Below are 16052 nucleotides of genomic sequence, written 5' to 3'. Positions count from 1 at the left end.
TCGGGGAGGTGGGTCACATAATCGATCAGGAGCCCCCTGTGCGGGGGACATCACCCCCGTTCGGAGGGTTTCTGCAGGTCGGGATCGAAGTAACATGGTTCGCCCATTCGATCCTGGTGCCCCCCGTCCTGTGTGCCCGCGGTGGTGCGTGTGATGTTTCACCGCCCCGGCTGCTTTCTCGAATAGTGGTCCTCTGCGGCCACATCCTGGGAGGATTGCCCGCATGTGCCGTGTCGCGGCGGCTTCGGGGATCGCCATCGCCCGCCGACCACAGGTGCTCGTAGTAACCCCCGGTGGCTCTCAGCTCACGGTGGGTGCCCTGTTCGACGATCCGGCCCCCGTCCAGGACGACGATCCGATCGGCGCGGGAGGCGGTGGCCAGCCGGTGGGCCACCACGAAAGTCGTCCGCTGTGTCGCGAGCCGGTCACCGGCCGCCACCACCATCGACTCCGTCGCCGGATCCAGGGCGGCCGTGGCTTCGTCGAGCAGCAGCAGGGCGGGATCGACGAGCTCGGCACGGGCCAGCGCGACGAGTTGCCGTTGACCCGCGGACAGGGCGTGCCCACGCTCGCCGACCTGCTGCCGGAATCCGTGCGGCAGCATCGCGATCCCCGGCAACGCTCCGACGCGGTGTGCGGCTTCCTCGATCTCCGTCGGGGTGGCACCGGGGCGCCCGTAGGCGATGTTGCTCGCGATGTCACCGGCGAACAGGTGGCCCTCCTGGGGAACGACCGCGAGGTGCCGGTGGTAGGAGGAGAGCTCGTAGTCGCGCACGTCCACCCCGTCGACGAGCACCGCCCCCCGTGAGACGTCGTAGAACCGCGCGAGGAGTTTCACCAGCGTGGATTTCCCCGCTCCCGTCGCCCCCACCAGCGCCACCGTCTCACCCGGCCGCACATGCAGGTGGATGTCGCTCAGCGCAGGTTGCTCGGTACCGGGGTAGTGGAACGACACCGATCGCAGTTCGATCTCCCCGCCGAGCCGCTCGGGCGCCGGGGCCGCATCGGCCGGTTCGGGCACCGACGTCGGCGTGCGCAGCAGGTCGCCGATGCGACGCAGCCCCACTTTCGCCTGCTGATAAGCATCGAACACCCCGGACAGCTGCTGTACGGGTGTGAAGAACAGTCCGAGGTAGAGCAGGAACGCGACGAGGACACCGGCGGTCAGGTCACCGGAGGCGACCCGGGAGGCGCCGACACCCAGCACTGCCGCCTGAGCCACTTCGGACAGCAGCGTCACGAACGGGAAGTACATGGCGATGTAGCGCTGCGCGCGCAGCCGCGAGCGCCGGTATGCGTCACTGCGCTGGGCGAACACTGTCGCGGAGTGATGCTCGCGGCGGTGTGCCTGGGCGACCCGCAGGCCGGCGACGTTTTCCTGCATATCGGCGTTGACGGTGCTCACACGTTCCCGAGCCTCGGCATAGGCGGTGGCCGAAACCCTGCGGAACACGACGGTGGCCGCCAGCAGCAGCGGCAGTACGGCCAGAGCCACCAGCGCCAGCGAGAGATCGGTGACCATCAGGGCCACGGTGATGCCGAGAACGGTCAGCGCGCTGACCACGGCCGTGGCCAGTCCCGTCTGCAGAAACGACGACAGCGCATCGACGTCGGTGGTCATCCGGGTCATGATGCGCCCGCCGAGTTCCCGCTCGTAGTAGTCGAGCCCGAGCCGCTGCAGGTGCGCGAAGCTGCGCAGACGCAGCAGGTACAGCAGGCTTTCACCGGTCCGGGCGGTCACGACGGTCTGCAGCCGCACCATCAGCCAGCCGAGGGCGACCACCAGGGCGCCCGCGCCGGTCACCGCCCACAGCGCCGTGGTGCTCCCCGCACTGACACCGTTGTCGACACCCCAGCGCACCAGGGACGGCAACGTGACCGAGGACAGCGCGTCCCCGGCGACCAGCAGCACGGTCAGTGCCAGACCCCAGCGGATCGGCCGGAACAGTCCGCGCAGCCGGAACTCGGGGTCCGGGGCGGTCGGGTTCTCGGTCCCCAGGTCCGGTGCGGCGGTGGCGGGCGGGAGCCTGCGCAGCCCGTCGAGCAGCTCGTGGCTCGGCGGGAGCCCACCCGAACCGGTCGCGCCACCACCGGCGGGACGCATCCCGCGCGGTGTCCCGGACGTCGGTGCCGCCGCAGCCGGGGCGGACCGATGCGGTACGGCTTCCTCCCCGGTGGGCTCGGGCCACAGCTCGGGCGTGACGCCCTCCTCGGCCGGGGCCACGGTGTGCTGTGGATCGTCGATCGTCGCGCCCGGCCCGGCCAGCAGTTCCCGGAACAGCGCGCACCGCTGTTCCAGCTCTTGCTGCGTGCCGACATCGATCACGCACCCCTCGTCGAGCACCGCGATGCGGTCGGCCAGCGCCAGCGTCGAACGGCGATGAGCCACGAGCAGTGTCGTGCGCTGCGCGGTCACCGAGCGCAGTGTCGCGTGGATGGTCGCCTCGGTGGCCGGATCGACCGCCGAGGTCGCGTCGTCGAGCACGAGGATCCGGGGATCGGACAGCAGGGCCCGAGCCAGGGCGATGCGTTGCCGCTGACCGCCGGACAGGGTGAGCCCGCGCTCGCCGACGAGCGTGTCGTAGCCGTCGGGCAGCGCACTGGCGAACTCGTGGGCCTCGGCGGCACGCGCCGCGGCCACGATCTCCTCGTCGGAGGCATCCGGGCGCCCGTAGGCGATGTTGCCGCGGATGGTGTCGGAGAACAGGAAGGCTTCCTCGAACACGACACCGATGGAGTCCCGCAGGGAGTCCATGCGGATCCGGCGGATGTCGTGGGCGGGCGCCTCGTCGGTGTCGGTGCCGATCCGGATGCTGCCTGCGTGCACGTCGTAGAAGCGGGGCAGCAGCAGCGATACGGTCGACTTGCCCGAACCGGCGGAACCGACCAGCGCGACCGTCTCGCCCGAGCGCACCTGCAGCGAGATGCCGCGCAGTACGGGTTCGTCCCGGCTGTAGCCGAAGCGGACATCGTCGAGTTCGACTCGCAGCGGCCCTTCCGGCAGGTCCACCGCATCCGGCGCGTCGACCACCTCGGGCTGGGAATCGATCAGGTCGTGGAGGCGCTCCACACCCGCCCGGGCGAGCTGCGACTGGATGATCAGGCTCGACAGCATCCGTGCGGGCCCGGCCAGCATGGCCACGTAGCCGGAGAAGGCCACGAACGTGCCGAGGCTGACCCGGCCCTGCAGCACCAGCCACCCGCCCAGGCCGAGAACACCGACCTGCCCGGCGGCAGGCAGGGCGGCCAGACTCGCCGCGGGCAGCGCGGTCATGCTCGCGGTCCGCAGGCGGTCGGCGAACAGCGTGCGGGCTTTCGAGCGCAGGCGTTCGACTTCCCGGGACTCCTGTCCGAATCCCTTCACCACGCGCACGCCGGTCACGGTTTCCTCGACGTGCTGGGCGATGTCGGCGGCGCTCTGCTGTGCCGCCCAGGTGGCGGGAAACAGCGTCTTCCTGCTGCGGGCGGAGATCACGGCGATCAGTGGTGTCACGACCAGGGAGACCACGGTCAGCAGCGGGGACAGCCACAGCATGATCCCGAGGGCGACCAGGGCCAGCACCAGCGTTCCGGCCGCCATCGGTGTCATCGCCAGCAGGCTGTAGACCAACTGCAGGTCGCTGATGGATCGGGAGACGACCTGCCCGGTGCGCAGGGCGTCCTGCTTGCCGCCGTCGAAGCGCTGCACCGCGCCGAACACCGCTCGCCGCAGGTCGTGCTGCACGTTGACGGCGAGCCTGCCCGCCGTGTATCGGCGCACGAAGGCCGCGCCGTAGCGGAACAGGCTCAGCCCCACCATCGCGGTCACGATCCAGCCGAGTCCGGCGGTGCTACCGACCACGGCGCGGTCGACGGCGGCCCTGGTCAGCAGCGGGATGAGGGCTTCGATGCCGAGTGCCGAGACCGATGCGCCGATCGTCAGGACGACGATGGCGGGATGACGCCAGCACGCGGCGGCGAGGCGGCGTATCCAGCCGCCGGATGCAGGGGCGGAGGTATCGGAGTCGGGCACCCCGCCAGGTTATGTGCCCACGGTGACGCGGTGCGCGGAATGGCGGGATGGGGGAGGTTCCTGTGATGGTTCACTCGGGCTGCCGCGGGCAACACGCGGCGGGGCCGCGGCTACACGGGCTCGTGCAGGTCGTGGCGTGCGATCTTGCCGCTCGCGGTGAGCGGGAGGGCATCCAGGAAGTGGACCCGCGCGGGTAGCTTGTACTCGGCGATCCGCCCGCGGAGGGAGTCCAGCAGGTCGGCCGCGGACAGCGAGTGCCCGTGTCGCGGCACGACGAATGCCACCGGGACCTGCCCCTCGTCCCGGTCCGGGGCGGCGACCACCGCGGCGGCGGCCACGGCGGTGTTCTCGTCGATGGCCGCCTCGACCTCGCCGGGAGTGATCTTCGAGGTGCGCCGTACGATCAGCTCCTTGAGCCGGCCTCGGAACCACCAGAGACCGTCGGCGTCCTGCGAGCCCAGGTCCCCGGTATGCAACCAGCCCCCGGCCATCAGCTCGCGGGTGAGCGCCTCGTCCTGCCAGTAGCGGCTCATCAGCATGGGCCCTCGAACCAGCAGTTCGCCGGTCCGCTCGTCGGCTCGTACCTCGGCGCCGGTCACCGGGCTGCCGATGCACCCGTCCCGTTCCAGGTGGGGCTCGCGGACCACGGTGAGCCAGATGGCCTCGGTCATTCCCCAGCCCACCGCGATCGGCTCTCGGGACAGCTCCGTGAACTCCCGTTGCAGTGCGGCGGGCACGGTGTCACCACCGGTGTAGACACCGCGCAGCGACGAGAACCACTCCCGCGACGCGCCCGGGGCGTGGACGAGCTGGGCGAGGATGTCGATGTGCGTGCAGATCAGCGTCGGCCGATGCTCGAGCAGGCCCGCCACGTACCGCTTCACGTCGAACCCGTCGTGGAGCACGACGGTTCCACCCGACATCAGCGTGGTCAGCGTGGCGATGAAGCCGCTGACGTGGACCTGCGGTTCGCACACCTGGACCACGTCCTCGGCGTCGACGTCCCCGAGCGCTTCCGACGTGCTCGTCAGCATCGCCAGCGCCGAGCTGTGACTGTGCAGCACTCCCTTGGGGATACCGGTGGAACCCGACGTGAAGAACAGCACCGCGGGGTGTTCCGAGGCCTGCTCCTTCGGGCGCGGCACCGGGTGCGGGGTCAGGAGCGGAGCGAGCGATTCGTAGCGCTCGCCGCCGCCGACCACCAGAACGCGGACCCCGGCCAGCGCCGCGGGATCCACCTCGTCCAGCGCTTCCAGCCTGCTGGAGTGCACGATCAGCCACGCGGGGCGCGCGCGGCCCAGCGCTTGCTCGATCTCCGGCGGCGCGTACCGGGAGTTGAGCGGCGCGGCGATCGCCCCCGAGGTGAAGCAGGCGAGGTAGGCGAGCACCGTCTCGGGCCGGTTCGGCAGCATGAGAGCGACGCGCTCGCCCGAGAGTCCGGCTGCGGTCATCTCGAACGCCAGCGCGTCGGCTGCCGCGCTCAGATCGGCGTAGGTCCAGCGTTCGCCCTCGTACGACAGCGCGGTGCGATCGCCCGACCGTTCGGCGCGCGGGGCCACCAGCCGGCTCAGCGTGACGTGCTCCGCCGGAGCGTCGACGTGCCGGGTCGCCGGACGGGTGCCTCCGGCACCGTGCGGGCCGGCGCCGTCGTGCTCTCGATGCAGCGCCATGACCCAACCCCCCCGGGTAAGCACCTCTCGATGCTCAGACTGCTCCCGCCGACTCGCGCCTGTCAACGCGAGATGGTCGCGAGGCGCTGCCCTCCAGCGAACGAGGAGAAGTGAACGGAACTTTCGCCCGGATAGAAGTAACGAAAGTTCCGTTCACTCAGTTCGGCGGTGCGGCTCAGTCGATCCAGTATCGACGCCTCGGCTGCACTCCCGGAGCCGTGTCGACGAGTGAATCCAGCCGCCCGCCGCACGTCTCGATGACGGCTGCCGAGGAGATGTTGTCATCGTCGCAAGTCAGCAAGGTTTGATCGACTCCGACGGCTCTCGCGACGACAAGGCTCTGCCGAAGGATCTCCGTCGCGTAACCGCGCCGACGATGTTGCGGTAGAACGCCGTAACCGATGTGACCCCCGTAGCGGGCCAGGTAATCGTTGAGGGTGTGTCGGATGGATGTCCGTCCGATGATCTCCCCGTCGACGTCGGCGACCAGGAACGTGGCGGGGACGAATCCTTCTGGAATGTTGATGCCTGTTCGCTGCTGCTCCAGCGTTTCGAGGTAATCGTTCCAGGGTGTCTCCGGCTTGAGACCGATGCCGAACTCGAACCCCTCCACCATCATCAGACGGTGAGCCGCGCGGAAGGTGTCCTCGTCGCAGGCCGGTCACCGCTGCTGGAAACTCCTGAGCTGCTCGCCGAGGTGGGCGGCGAGACGCTGTTTGTCGGCCCCGGTGAAGGTGTTCCAGGTCTCGCCGTCGTTGTTGCGGCGGGTGGTGACGCTGTAGCGGCCCTGCTCGGTGTCGCGCCACCCGATCGCGGGCAGCCGCACCGGATCGCCCCGGTCGTCGCGCCCGGTGACGAAGAAGTAGCCGACCCGCTGCACCGGCAGCGCCATGATCCGCTGCACCTTGCGCAGCTGCGCACCTCCGGCCTGGCGGGTTGCGGTGGCCTGCGCGGAGCTCAGCCACGAGCCGTCGGCGTCGTCGCCGGTAGCACCGGTGGGCTGTTGCTCCTGGGTGGTGGAGACGGTCGCCGACTCCAGGTGTCCGGCCGGGACGTCGGACAGCAGGCCGGTGCAGACCCGGACGAGTCCGCGCGGGTCGACGGGATCGAACCGGATCCGTTGCTGCTGTTGGATCGCCAGTACCCCGGCGTTCCCGGAGACCGCGATCCGCGCGCGAAACACCTCGTCGGTGGGTACGTCCACGGCCACGACCGCGACACCGATCTCCGGGGTGTGCAGCAGCGTCAGTGCCCGGTGCACCTCGGGGTCGACTTCGCCGCGGTCGGCGAACCTGCGGTGTTGCAGGTCGCCGTACACCTCGGTGCGCAGCCGCGCGCGCTCGTCGAGGGTGGCGCCGCCGTGACCGATCTCGAACGGGAACTGCCGCAGGTCGACCTGCAGGTCCTCGGCGAGGATGTCGGCGGCCTGCAGCGAGAGGGTGAACGATCCCGGCATCAGTGGCCGCCGTCCTCATCGGGCAGGGCCCCGAGGACCGGGGGTGCCACGCGGGGCAGACCGAGGTCGCCGCCGATCTCGTCGGCCTCCAGCAGGTACTTGCGCTCGTGCTGTTCCTCATCGCCGCCCTGCTGGTTCTGGCCGCCCATGGCACCCATCGGCATCCGGCCGCCCCGCGCCTGCGACGAACTCGGCGCGGCGCCGGCCGCGGACGTTGGCGAGGCCGGCGAGCCGGTCAGGGCACTGCCTGCGCGCCCACCCGGGGTCATCGTGCTGCCGGGAACCGAGCCACCCGATCCGCGCGGGCCGAATCCGCCACCGGGGCGGGCGGTGCCACCACCGCTTGCCCCGCTACCGGCGCGACCGCCGCCCGGCACCTGCTGTCCCGGCGGTACCGGAGCCCACCGGCCGTTGTGCGGGTTCTGCCGCATCCACTGGCCGGTGCGCGGGTCCTGGCGGTAGATCGTGCCGTCCGGGCCGCGCACCGCTCCCGGCGGCAGGGACGATCCGGGGCTCGCCCAGGACGGGGACGTGCCCGCCGGAGCTTGCGCACCCGAACCGGAGGGGGCGAGTGGGGGAGTGGAGCCGCCTGCGGCGGGTGGGGCCGCACCGCTCGGCGCCGTGGAGGCCGAATACGTCGGGGCCGCGCCACCGGATCCGCCAGGGGAGGTGAAGCCGCCCACCGGCGCGGTGCTGCCCGAAGTCGGGCCGGAACCCCCGTCGTCGCCCGGGGGAGGGGGCGGCGGCGCGAATTTCGGGGTGCTCGCCGCGGCCGTGCCGAAGTCGCTTTCCATCGTGGACACGACCCGGGCGGCTTCCTCGTGGGCGGCCCGGGCTCTCTCCTGCTTTTCCGCCAGGGCGTTGGCCTGCTGCGGGGAGGAGGTGGGGTCCGGGTTCTGCGCGTTTTCCTTCAGTGCGGCGGCCGTGTCGACCTCGATCTCTTCGGGCATCGCGTTGCGGGCCCGTTCGGCGGCCTCGGCCTGCATGCCGAGCTGGTTGGCGGTCAGCTGCGCGGCCTCACCGGAATGCCCCATGTGATCGGCGACCTGAGCCATCTTGCTGCGCATCGCGTCCCCGGCCGCGCCTTGCCAGGATTCCTCCGTTTTGGCGGCGGCTTTGCGGATCCGGCCGGAGAACTCGATCAGGTCGTTGCCGACCTTGTGGTAGTACCGCCCCATGTCGTGCACCGCTACCGGATCGAAGTTCTCGCGCACGAACCGGGACAGTTCCCTGTGCGGGTAGGACAGGTAGTGCGTCGCCCCCAGATCGGCGGGTTTTTCGTGCAGGCGGTGGTTTCCCGACAGCGTCGCTGCCTGTTGGTGTCCGTACTCGGCGGCGACCTGCGCAGCCTCGCGTTTCGCCTCGGCACGCTGAGCCCTGCCGACCGCGTGGTCCATCGCAGCGGTTCCGGATACCGCCATCCGGTGCGCCTCGACACCGCCGGCGTCCACATAGGCCTGCCGCTCGCGATCGGCGATGTACTCGTGGCTTCGGTACTCCGGCTCCCCCGACGTCATTTCTTCCTCTCAGCTGTTTTCAGTTGCCGAAGATGGTGGCCTCGACCATCGGTGCGGCTTTTTTGACCAGGTTGCAAGCCGTGTCAGGTGGAGTCGAGACGTCGACCGTGCTTCGAACGAGCATCGACGTGGTACCCGAGGTCGCAAAGGCGAGCGAGCACTGGCGTTCATTACTGCGGACAAGCAGGGCGTCGTGTCCCTGGAACGTGGTCCGGGTCTTCTCGTCTCCGGAGAAATTGATCTCGTTGAGGGCCATGTCCTTGTACACGGACACTCCCAGGATGTGCTCGCCGAGTTTCCAGTCACAGGTGGAGTTGTCGAATTCGTTGATGGTGCCTGGTCCGCTCAAGCCCAGCTTGGTTGCTTGCTCGGAGGTGAAGACCTCGCAGGGCTTGACCCCGGCCAAGGGCTGACTGTTCGACTCGCCGGTTTTCGAGCTCGGTGGCTGCTGCGAGTTGCCGGCCGTGTCTTCTGTACTCCTGGAAGAGCCACTGCATGCCGAGAGCGAGAGTGCCGCGACCGCGAACACCGCCGCAGCGGCCGAGCGCCGCATGTTCCTCTGCACTGTGACCGTCCTCGCTCTCACGTCCGGTCGCCGAAGTTGGTGGCGTTGCCCTCGTCGGTTTCCTGGTACAGGGCGATGCCCTTCTTGATGGCCTCGATCACCTGCGGCACCTGCTTACTCGATTGGAGAATCGCTTCCTCGAAGGAGCCTTCCCCACCTGCGGCGACCTGCTGATTGAAGTCCGCGATCGCCTGGCCGGCGGGACTGTCTCCCAGCGGTGTCCGGTTCTTGACAACCTGCATGTCATTGAGTCGAGCATCCAGGTAGTCGCCGTACTCCTGGAAGATCCGGATGAGCTCGTCGCCGGCTTCGGGGGTGACCTGGAACTGGCCTCTGCCTGCCGAGCTGATGATGTCCTGCATGGCGTTGTTGGTGGCCGACAGGCTGCTTGCCACCTGCTGCGGATCCGTCATGACGGGTTCGCTTTCCCCCAGCCGTTCGCGTACGCGCGTGCGCACTCCAGCAGGCACAACGTACTGATCTTGACACGGAGGGTCAACGCGCGAAGTGAAACGGTTTCATAACGGCGCGAAGTGGCCCGTTCCCGCGTCCTGCGGGTAGGGCTTCGGTGGAGAGGGAAGGTCAGCGCCGGTTGAAGGCGCCCCGCTTGAGGCCGGTGAGGAAGCTGCTCCACGCACCGGGTGAGACCGCAAGCGTGCCGCCCGCGCGATCCTTGGTGTCCCGCACGGCAACCGCCGCAGCAGCAAAACCGACCTCGACGCAGTTGTTCGCGCCACCGCTGCTGCGGCTGCTCTTGCGCCACGCAATGTGGGCCGGTTTCGGCGTCGTCATGCTGGGCTCCTACTCGTCAGATCGCTGATCGCTCTATCGAGTGCCGTGAGTGTCTCACGCTGACCCATCGCTGCGATGCGTAGCCGCTCGATGACCATTTGGTACACCTCAACGTGTTGTGCGCCATCGAGGCAGTCGGCACGGGTGAGGCTTTCCAGGTAGGCGTAAGTGAACGTGGCGTCCTCGAGTTCCAGGCGCAGCAAGGTGAATGAGGTTCCCATGGCCGCGTGCTCGCCGGAAGTGAACGGAAGAATCTGAAGGGTGACGTGCGGCAGAGTGGCAACCGACCGCAGGTGCTCCAGCTGTCGCCGGAGTACGTCCGCTCCACCGACCTCCCGGCGCAGTGCTGCCTCGCCCAGGATGATGTTGAGCTGCGGCGGATCGGAGCGAGTCACCAGCGACTGACGGCGAAGTCGAGCTTGCACGGTCTGATCGATGTCCGCAGGGGCGACCACGACGGAAGTCGACACGATCGCGCGGGCGTATTCCTCGGTTTGAACCAGCCCGGGTATGAGCTCGCTGTCCCAGGTCATCAGTGCGTCCGCGTCCGACTCCAAGCCCAGGTACTGACGTGACCAGTCCGGGACCTTGCCAAAACTTCCTCGTTTGCGGGCTTGCGCAGCCAGGGACCGGACTCGTTCGGCATCCGCTGCCGGAGGTTGGAACAGTTCCAGGAGTCGCTCGAGCTCGGCAGCTTGCAGGGTGGCCTGACCCTGCTCGATTCGGCTGATCTTGCTGGGTTGCCACTTCGTGCTCGTGGTCAACTCATCGCGGTTGATCCCGGCCGCTTCGCGCAGTTGTCGTAACTCGCGGCCAAGCAGGAGACGGCACACAGCAGGGCTCGGTGGGTTCATGGTCGTCAATCTTGCCGCTTCAACAGCCCGATCGTGATCACCCTTTTGTGTCATTGCTACTCGCATTGCGACTTGCAATGCTCTTTTTGCGTAAATGGTGATCAAGTGAAGGGGCGGGGCGGGGATGCTGTGGTTCCGGTACCGGGCCGGGGTGGTCGAGGAGTCCGAACGGCTGGTGCATGTCGCCGATCCCGAGATGCCGATGGGCGGGAGCTACCTGGTCTCGCCGTGCGGGCGGCGGTTCGACCGCGGTGATCTCGACGAGGCCGACGAACCGGCGAAGTTCCCGCCCGTGACCGGGCAGGATCGCGCTGAGCCGTGTCTGATGTGCGTGATGCGCGCGATGCTCGCCGCCCCGGCTCGCTTCGATCGCCCGGAGCAGGAGTGATCGACCGAAGCGGTGCGCAGCGGCATTGCCCGAGGAAAGGAGTGATTGCGGTGACCTACGACGGTTTCCGGTGGGAGGGTCCGGTGGTGTGGTGGCGTCCGGTGGATGGTTACCGGCACGCGCTGCCGCCCGAGGAGCGCCCGGTGGCGGGTCGGCAACGGGAGACGGTGTGCGGTGAGTCCGTCACGCTGACCGAACCCGATGATGTGGACTGGCTGATGCCCACGTGCGACGCCTGCATGGCCGAGGCGTGCTCACGCCGGGATGCCCGCGCCGAGCGGGCCCGCGCCGAGCGGGCCCGTGCCGAGCGCGAGCGCTTCCGCGAGCGCACCGAACGCGAACGCTCCCGCGCGGCCGAGCCGGAGCGGGGAAAGGAGTGAACGCCAACTTTCGCTCGGAGAGAAGTAATGAAAGTTGGCGTTCACTCGTGAACTTCGGCTGCGGCTACCCCGGAGGACCACCGCGGCGACACCGCAGGCAAGCAGCGGGCAGCCGGAAACCTTCGAGCGCGGAAAGTGAGGTTGCCGGTGCGCCTCAGGCGGCTGTGCCCGCGCCGTACGGCTGGGTGATGGCCTCGAGGTAGTGACCGGAGGGATCGCAGAAGTAAACCCCGCGACCGCCGTGATTGGTGTTGTACTGCTGGGGGAGCTTCCCTCGCGGGTCGGCCCAGTGCTCGATGTCGGCGACCCGGATCCGGGCGTAGATGCCGTCGAAGTCGTCCTCGCTCACGAGGAACGCGTAGTGCTGCGGTGGGAAGTCGATCCCCGGCTCGGCGAACTGGAGGAGGACATCCCCGTCGAGGCGGACGACGAGGAAGAACCCACCGGGCTCCGCGGGCGGGAGATCGAAGATCTCGGTGAAGAAGGAAGCCGACTGCTGCTTGTCGCGCGCGGCGATGATCGTGTGGTTGAACAGGATGGTCATCGAAGACCTTTCGGAAAATCCGACGCCTCCATGCCTGACGCTGCCCGCCACCGACACGCGACGCCGCATCGATGTTGGCACTGTGGAGAGCCCCGCACAAGGTTGCCGAGCCGGAGCGGGGAAAGGAGTGAACGCCAACTTTCGCTCGGAGAGAAGTAACGAAAGTTGGCGTTCACTCGTGTACGGCGGCTGCTTCCTGGGCGGACTCGGAAGCGCGCCGGAGCTCTGCGATATCGAGTTTGATCATGCCGAGCATCGCCGTCACGACCCGTCGCGACTTCTCCGGATCGGGATCACCGATCAGCTCGTGCAGAACCGTGGGCACGATCTGCCACGACAGGCCGTACCTGTCCTTCAGCCAGCCGCACTGGATCTCCTCCCCACCTTCCGAGAGCTTGCTCCAGAAGTAGTCGACCTCCTCCTGCGTCTCGCAGTCCACCTGGAACGAGACGGCCTCGGTGAAAGTGAAATGGGGACCGCCGTTGAGGGCGACGAACCGCCGCCCGTCCAGCTCGAAGGTGACGGTCATGACCGATCCCTCGGGCCCGGGACCGGCTTCGCCGTAGCGAGTCACGTCCAGGATCCGGGAGTTCGGGAAGACACCGGTGTAGAAGTTCGCTGCCTCTTCGCCCTGGGTGTCGAACCACAGGCACGGGGTCGTCGTGGACATCGGTGGCCCTTTCCTCCGGGGAGCCCGCAGGCTCCGCGTACTTCCTCCTCACGGTGGACCGCGCCGGCGAGAAAAACTCATCGGTCGCCGCCCCTCGTTGCCGGACCGGTTCCCGACAGGGGAGGAGAAAGCCTCGGAAGTGGTGCGCCGCCTCAGGTGATGTCGCGCCGGCGGCTGACCAGCCAGCCGCCGAGCACGAAGGCGGCGGTGTAGCCGAGGAAGGTGAGCAGGCTCAGCCACCACGGATGCCCGTAGGTTCCGCCGAAGAAGAAGTGCAGCACCTGGAAGGCCTCCACCTGCACGTACGGTTCGGAGTCCCCGGCCACCGCGGAAATGAAGATGGGCACCGCGAGGTTGCCGACGATCCCGTTGCTCGCAGCACCGGGCAGGTAGGCGACGAAACCGGCGATCTCGGAACCGAGGAGCACGACCGACAGGATGAACTCGATCACGAACTTGTAGGCCACCAGCACGAGCACGGCCACGATCGAGTTCGTCACCAGCGCACCGAAACCGACGCCGAGCAGCGTCCACAGCACCATCGCGAGCAGGCCGGCGCCACCCACCGTGAACCAGTCGACGGGATTGCCGAAACCGTCGAGGCCGGCCCCCAAAAGCCCGCCGATGCTGGCCGAGAGCACGTTGACCAGGCCGTACAGCAAACCGATGTTCGTGTAGGCGATGAGCTTGGCACCGAGCACGGCACCACGCGGATTACCGGTGAGGTAGGTCGTGGTGATGCTCTTGTGGCGGTGTTCGCCCGCCACGGCCAGCGCACCGAACAGCGCCGCGAAGATCGTGCTGTAGTTCGTGGACATCGACACGGTGAGCAGTCCGGTCGGCAGGGACCGCCCCGCGGCCTCCTGCATCTGCTCGATCGAGCCGAAAGCGGTGCCGATCCACCCCGCTCCGAAACTGAGCACGGCCACCGGGATGAGCAGCGCCCACCACAGGTTGACCGTGAAGATCTTGCGGAACTCCGCCTTGACCAGCCCGCCCATCAGGCTTTTCCTCCGGAATCGCCGTTTTCGTTCTCGCGCCGGTGTCCCTGCTGCGGTGCGCCCCACAGTGCCGCGTCCTGCGGCTGGTGGGGCTGCTGCCCGGTTTGCTGCGGGGCGGGTGGGGCGAAGCCGCCACCCGGCGGCCCCCACGGAGGAGCACCTCCGGCAGGACCGGGACCTCCCCACGGAGCTGCCCCGCCGGTGTACTGGCCGTTGGTGAGCTGGAAGAACAGTTGCTCGAGATCGACGTGCTCGTCCTGCATGTCGTAGAGCGCGACTCCCGCCTGCAGCGCGAGATCGGCGACCGTGCGGGAATCCGAGTCGAGCACTGCCAGTCGGCCGTCCGGCAGGTGTTCCACGACGAAGCCGCTGTGCTGCAGCGCGGTGACCAGCTTTCCCGGGTCGGCGGCCCGGACGAGGACCCGGGAGCGCTGCGCGGAACGCAGCTGTCCCAGATCGCCGTTGTAGACGCACTGCCCCTGGCTGACGATCACGACGTGGTCGACCGTGTGTTCCATCTCGCGCAGCAGATGGCTGGAGACCAGGACGGTACGGCCGGTCGCGGCGAACGATTTGAGGAAGCCGCGGAGCCAGGCGATGCCCTCCGGGTCGAGCCCGTTGGACGGCTCGTCCAGCACCAGGACCTGCGGATCCCCGAGCAGGGCGGTGGCCAGGGCGAGCCGCTGACGCATACCGAGCGAGAAGCCACCGGTCTTGCGCGTGGCGGCACTGCCCAGGCCGACCAGTTCCAGCACCTGGTCGGCCTGCTGGTCCGGCACGTCCATGGCGGCGGCATAGCTGCGCAGGTGGTTGCGTGCGGTGCGGCCGGGGTGGAAACTCTGCGCCTCCAGTACGGCGCCGACCACGGTGCCCGGGTTCGACAACTGTGCGAAGGGCAGCCCGTTGATGGTCGCCACTCCGGCGCTCGGTGCGATCAAACCCAGGATCATCCGCAGAGTGGTGGTCTTGCCGGATCCGTTGGGTCCCAGAAACCCGGTCACCGAGCCCGGCTCCACCGTGAAATGGAGGTTCCGGACCGCGTCGATCGGCCCGAAGTTCTTGCTGAGGCCCTGCACCAGGATCCGGCCGCTGCCGTCGTGCACGCGCTCCTCCAGAGGACAGGATGTGTCGCAACGGCGCTGTTTCCGGCGGAGCTCACTGCCGGAAACCGGGTACGCCGGTTGTGCCCATCCTGCCTCATGGCGAACGTACGAGTGGCAGCTACCGGGGACATCCCGGCACAACGTTGATCAAAAGTTGTCTCGGGACTTGGTCGGGTGGTCGCTCGGGCTGATCCCGCGAGCGAGGAGCCGGTCCGAAGACAGGCGCTCAAAAACGGTGGTGACGTGGCGGCGGCCACCTGACCGTGGTGTCGGCCACGGGGGCGCGATGGATCCGGATGTGGTCGGTCTCCATATGGCCACCGATCGGGGGAGAGGTGGAGTGGTCGTCGGCACCGGTGACGTGGTCGGCGGCACCGGAGGGTTCGAACTCGTCGGTCGTCCGATCGCCGGAAGGGCGCTCGTCCGAGGTGGTGACCGCATGTGGTGGCGCCGATCGCCGGTTGGGCCCACCGCGGGAGCTTGCCCGGGAGAAGGGCTTGCGCAGCGCGTTGAGCCGGGAACGGTTCGCGCGGTCGGACCGGTCGGCCTCTTCGCCGATCAGCTGGTAGTGGGCCGTGGTCCATACCGGGCAGGGCCAGCGGCGGGCCCGCAGGGAGCCGGGGCAGATGCGGCAGCGACCGTGCTCGTCCGGCCGGTGCTCCTCCAGGAGGACACGCAAGCCTTCCGTGAGGCGGTACAGCTCGCTGCGCGCCAGCGGCAGCAGCGTGTCCGGTTCACCTTCCCGGGCCACCTCGTCCAGCCTGTCGAGCTGTTCGAGAACCGCCTCCCGCTGTTCCCGGTCTCCCCGTGCCGGATCCGGATCTCCCGGATCCGCTGCCCTCGTGTCCGTCACGTCGTCTCCCAGCGCCATCGAACGGTGACCATCGCCGGTGTTGCGGGCCGCGGAAGGCCGAAGCCGGGTGCTCGCGAAAAACGCTGCTCTGCAGAGGCGTCCGGTCTGCGGAGGAGCCCGATCTAGGTCTGCGGAGACGTCCGGTTCCGGCTTCTTCTGTGCAGGGATCGGTCGTTGTGGGGACGAACTTCAGAGGAAAAGCACAGAAACACTCGTTCGAGTGATGAATGCGGGGCAGGATGGCTCC

At 68.5% G+C, this 16052-nt stretch carries 16 protein-coding genes; 2 read left to right on the top strand and 14 right to left on the bottom strand.

Going from position 1 to position 16052, the window contains the following annotated elements; genetic code table 11:
- Positions 1–25 precede the first annotated feature (25 nt).
- The 9 genes from DFQ14_RS07825 to DFQ14_RS07785 form a co-directional block, all read right to left on the bottom strand.
- Entirely contained in the window at positions 26–4012 is a 3987-nt protein-coding gene (locus DFQ14_RS07825; protein ID WP_114452426.1) for an ABC transporter ATP-binding protein, read from the bottom strand.
- Positions 4013–4122: 110 nt separating this feature from the next.
- Positions 4123–5682 (bottom strand): class I adenylate-forming enzyme family protein, encoded by a 1560-nt coding sequence (locus tag DFQ14_RS07820; protein ID WP_114452425.1) that lies wholly within the window; start codon positions 5680–5682, stop codon positions 4123–4125.
- Positions 5683–5857: 175 nt separating this feature from the next.
- Positions 5858–6298 carry a GNAT family N-acetyltransferase gene (locus DFQ14_RS07815; RefSeq protein WP_246195776.1) on the bottom strand — a complete coding sequence of 147 codons (441 nt, stop codon included), beginning with the start codon at positions 6296–6298 and terminating at the stop codon, positions 5858–5860.
- Between the two features lie 45 nt (positions 6299–6343).
- Entirely contained in the window at positions 6344–7138 is a 795-nt protein-coding gene (locus DFQ14_RS07810) for an ESX secretion-associated protein EspG (RefSeq protein ID WP_114452423.1), read from the bottom strand.
- On the bottom strand, positions 7138–8655 hold the full coding sequence (locus tag DFQ14_RS07805) for a hypothetical protein (RefSeq protein ID WP_114452422.1): 1518 nt from the start codon (positions 8653–8655) through the stop codon (positions 7138–7140). Before DFQ14_RS07805 ends, DFQ14_RS07810 begins: the two co-directional genes overlap by 1 nt.
- A 19-nt stretch (positions 8656–8674) precedes the next feature.
- Positions 8675–9208: a DUF3558 family protein gene (locus DFQ14_RS07800; protein WP_114452421.1), complete on the bottom strand. Its 534-nt coding sequence runs from the start codon at positions 9206–9208 to the stop codon at positions 8675–8677.
- A gap of 29 nt (positions 9209–9237) precedes the next feature.
- Entirely contained in the window at positions 9238–9633 is a 396-nt protein-coding gene (locus tag DFQ14_RS07795; protein WP_114452420.1) for a hypothetical protein, read from the bottom strand.
- 169 nt (positions 9634–9802) lie between these two features.
- Complete coding sequence (locus tag DFQ14_RS07790) at positions 9803–10012, bottom strand: DUF397 domain-containing protein (protein WP_114452419.1); 210 nt, start codon at positions 10010–10012, stop codon at positions 9803–9805.
- Positions 10009–10866, bottom strand: a complete 858-nt coding sequence (locus DFQ14_RS07785) for a helix-turn-helix domain-containing protein (RefSeq protein ID WP_218956398.1) — start codon at positions 10864–10866, stop codon at positions 10009–10011. Before DFQ14_RS07785 ends, DFQ14_RS07790 begins: the two co-directional genes overlap by 4 nt.
- 124 nt (positions 10867–10990) lie before the next feature.
- Between DFQ14_RS07785 and DFQ14_RS07780 the strand changes: the two genes are divergently transcribed.
- Both DFQ14_RS07780 and DFQ14_RS07775 read left to right on the top strand, forming a co-directional pair.
- Entirely contained in the window at positions 10991–11254 is a 264-nt protein-coding gene (locus DFQ14_RS07780; RefSeq protein WP_114452417.1) for a hypothetical protein, read from the top strand.
- A gap of 50 nt (positions 11255–11304) precedes the next feature.
- Complete coding sequence (locus DFQ14_RS07775) at positions 11305–11634, top strand: HC3 family zinc finger protein (protein WP_114452416.1); 330 nt, start codon at positions 11305–11307, stop codon at positions 11632–11634.
- A 154-nt stretch (positions 11635–11788) separates the two neighbouring features.
- Here the strand turns inward: DFQ14_RS07775 and DFQ14_RS07770 are convergent, their stop codons facing one another.
- The 5 genes from DFQ14_RS07770 to DFQ14_RS07750 all read right to left on the bottom strand — a co-directional run bounded on the left by DFQ14_RS07770 (position 11789) and on the right by DFQ14_RS07750 (position 15805).
- Positions 11789–12178, bottom strand: coding sequence for a VOC family protein (locus DFQ14_RS07770; RefSeq protein WP_114452415.1), 390 nt, complete (start codon positions 12176–12178; stop codon positions 11789–11791).
- A gap of 172 nt (positions 12179–12350) precedes the next feature.
- Positions 12351–12848 carry a VOC family protein gene (locus tag DFQ14_RS07765; RefSeq protein WP_114452414.1) on the bottom strand — a complete coding sequence of 166 codons (498 nt, stop codon included), beginning with the start codon at positions 12846–12848 and terminating at the stop codon, positions 12351–12353.
- Positions 12849–13000: 152 nt separating this feature from the next.
- Positions 13001–13849: an ABC transporter permease subunit gene (locus DFQ14_RS07760; protein WP_114452413.1), complete on the bottom strand. Its 849-nt coding sequence runs from the start codon at positions 13847–13849 to the stop codon at positions 13001–13003.
- On the bottom strand, positions 13849–14952 hold the full coding sequence (locus DFQ14_RS07755) for an ATP-binding cassette domain-containing protein (RefSeq protein WP_114452412.1): 1104 nt from the start codon (positions 14950–14952) through the stop codon (positions 13849–13851). Before DFQ14_RS07755 ends, DFQ14_RS07760 begins: the two co-directional genes overlap by 1 nt.
- Before the next feature lie 226 nt (positions 14953–15178).
- The gene (locus DFQ14_RS07750; protein WP_141921385.1) at positions 15179–15805 is read right to left on the bottom strand and encodes a hypothetical protein; all 627 of its coding nucleotides are present in this window, start codon (positions 15803–15805) and stop codon (positions 15179–15181) included.
- Between the last annotated feature and the right edge of the window lie 247 nt (positions 15806–16052).

The sequence above is a fragment of the Halopolyspora algeriensis genome, from assembly GCF_003337235.1.
Taxonomy (GTDB): domain Bacteria; phylum Actinomycetota; class Actinomycetes; order Mycobacteriales; family Pseudonocardiaceae; genus Haloactinomyces; species Haloactinomyces algeriensis.
Note: the sequence above shows the minus strand (reverse complement) of the source record. Positions and strands in the feature narration are given on the sequence as shown.

Coding starts and splice junctions, on each gene's coding strand:
- DFQ14_RS07820 (WP_114452425.1), bottom strand. CDS start 5,682: ATGGCGCTGCATCGAGAGCACGACGGCGCCGGCCCGCACGGTGCCGGA.
- DFQ14_RS07815 (WP_246195776.1), bottom strand. CDS start 6,298: ATGGTGGAGGGGTTCGAGTTCGGCATCGGTCTCAAGCCGGAGACACCC.
- DFQ14_RS07810 (WP_114452423.1), bottom strand. CDS start 7,138: ATGCCGGGATCGTTCACCCTCTCGCTGCAGGCCGCCGACATCCTCGCC.
- DFQ14_RS07805 (WP_114452422.1), bottom strand. CDS start 8,655: ATGACGTCGGGGGAGCCGGAGTACCGAAGCCACGAGTACATCGCCGAT.
- DFQ14_RS07800 (WP_114452421.1), bottom strand. CDS start 9,208: ATGCGGCGCTCGGCCGCTGCGGCGGTGTTCGCGGTCGCGGCACTCTCG.
- DFQ14_RS07795 (WP_114452420.1), bottom strand. CDS start 9,633: ATGACGGATCCGCAGCAGGTGGCAAGCAGCCTGTCGGCCACCAACAAC.
- DFQ14_RS07790 (WP_114452419.1), bottom strand. CDS start 10,012: ATGACGACGCCGAAACCGGCCCACATTGCGTGGCGCAAGAGCAGCCGC.
- DFQ14_RS07785 (WP_218956398.1), bottom strand. CDS start 10,866: ATGAACCCACCGAGCCCTGCTGTGTGCCGTCTCCTGCTTGGCCGCGAG.
- DFQ14_RS07780 (WP_114452417.1), top strand. CDS start 10,991: ATGCTGTGGTTCCGGTACCGGGCCGGGGTGGTCGAGGAGTCCGAACGG.
- DFQ14_RS07770 (WP_114452415.1), bottom strand. CDS start 12,178: ATGACCATCCTGTTCAACCACACGATCATCGCCGCGCGCGACAAGCAG.
- DFQ14_RS07765 (WP_114452414.1), bottom strand. CDS start 12,848: ATGTCCACGACGACCCCGTGCCTGTGGTTCGACACCCAGGGCGAAGAG.
- DFQ14_RS07760 (WP_114452413.1), bottom strand. CDS start 13,849: ATGGGCGGGCTGGTCAAGGCGGAGTTCCGCAAGATCTTCACGGTCAAC.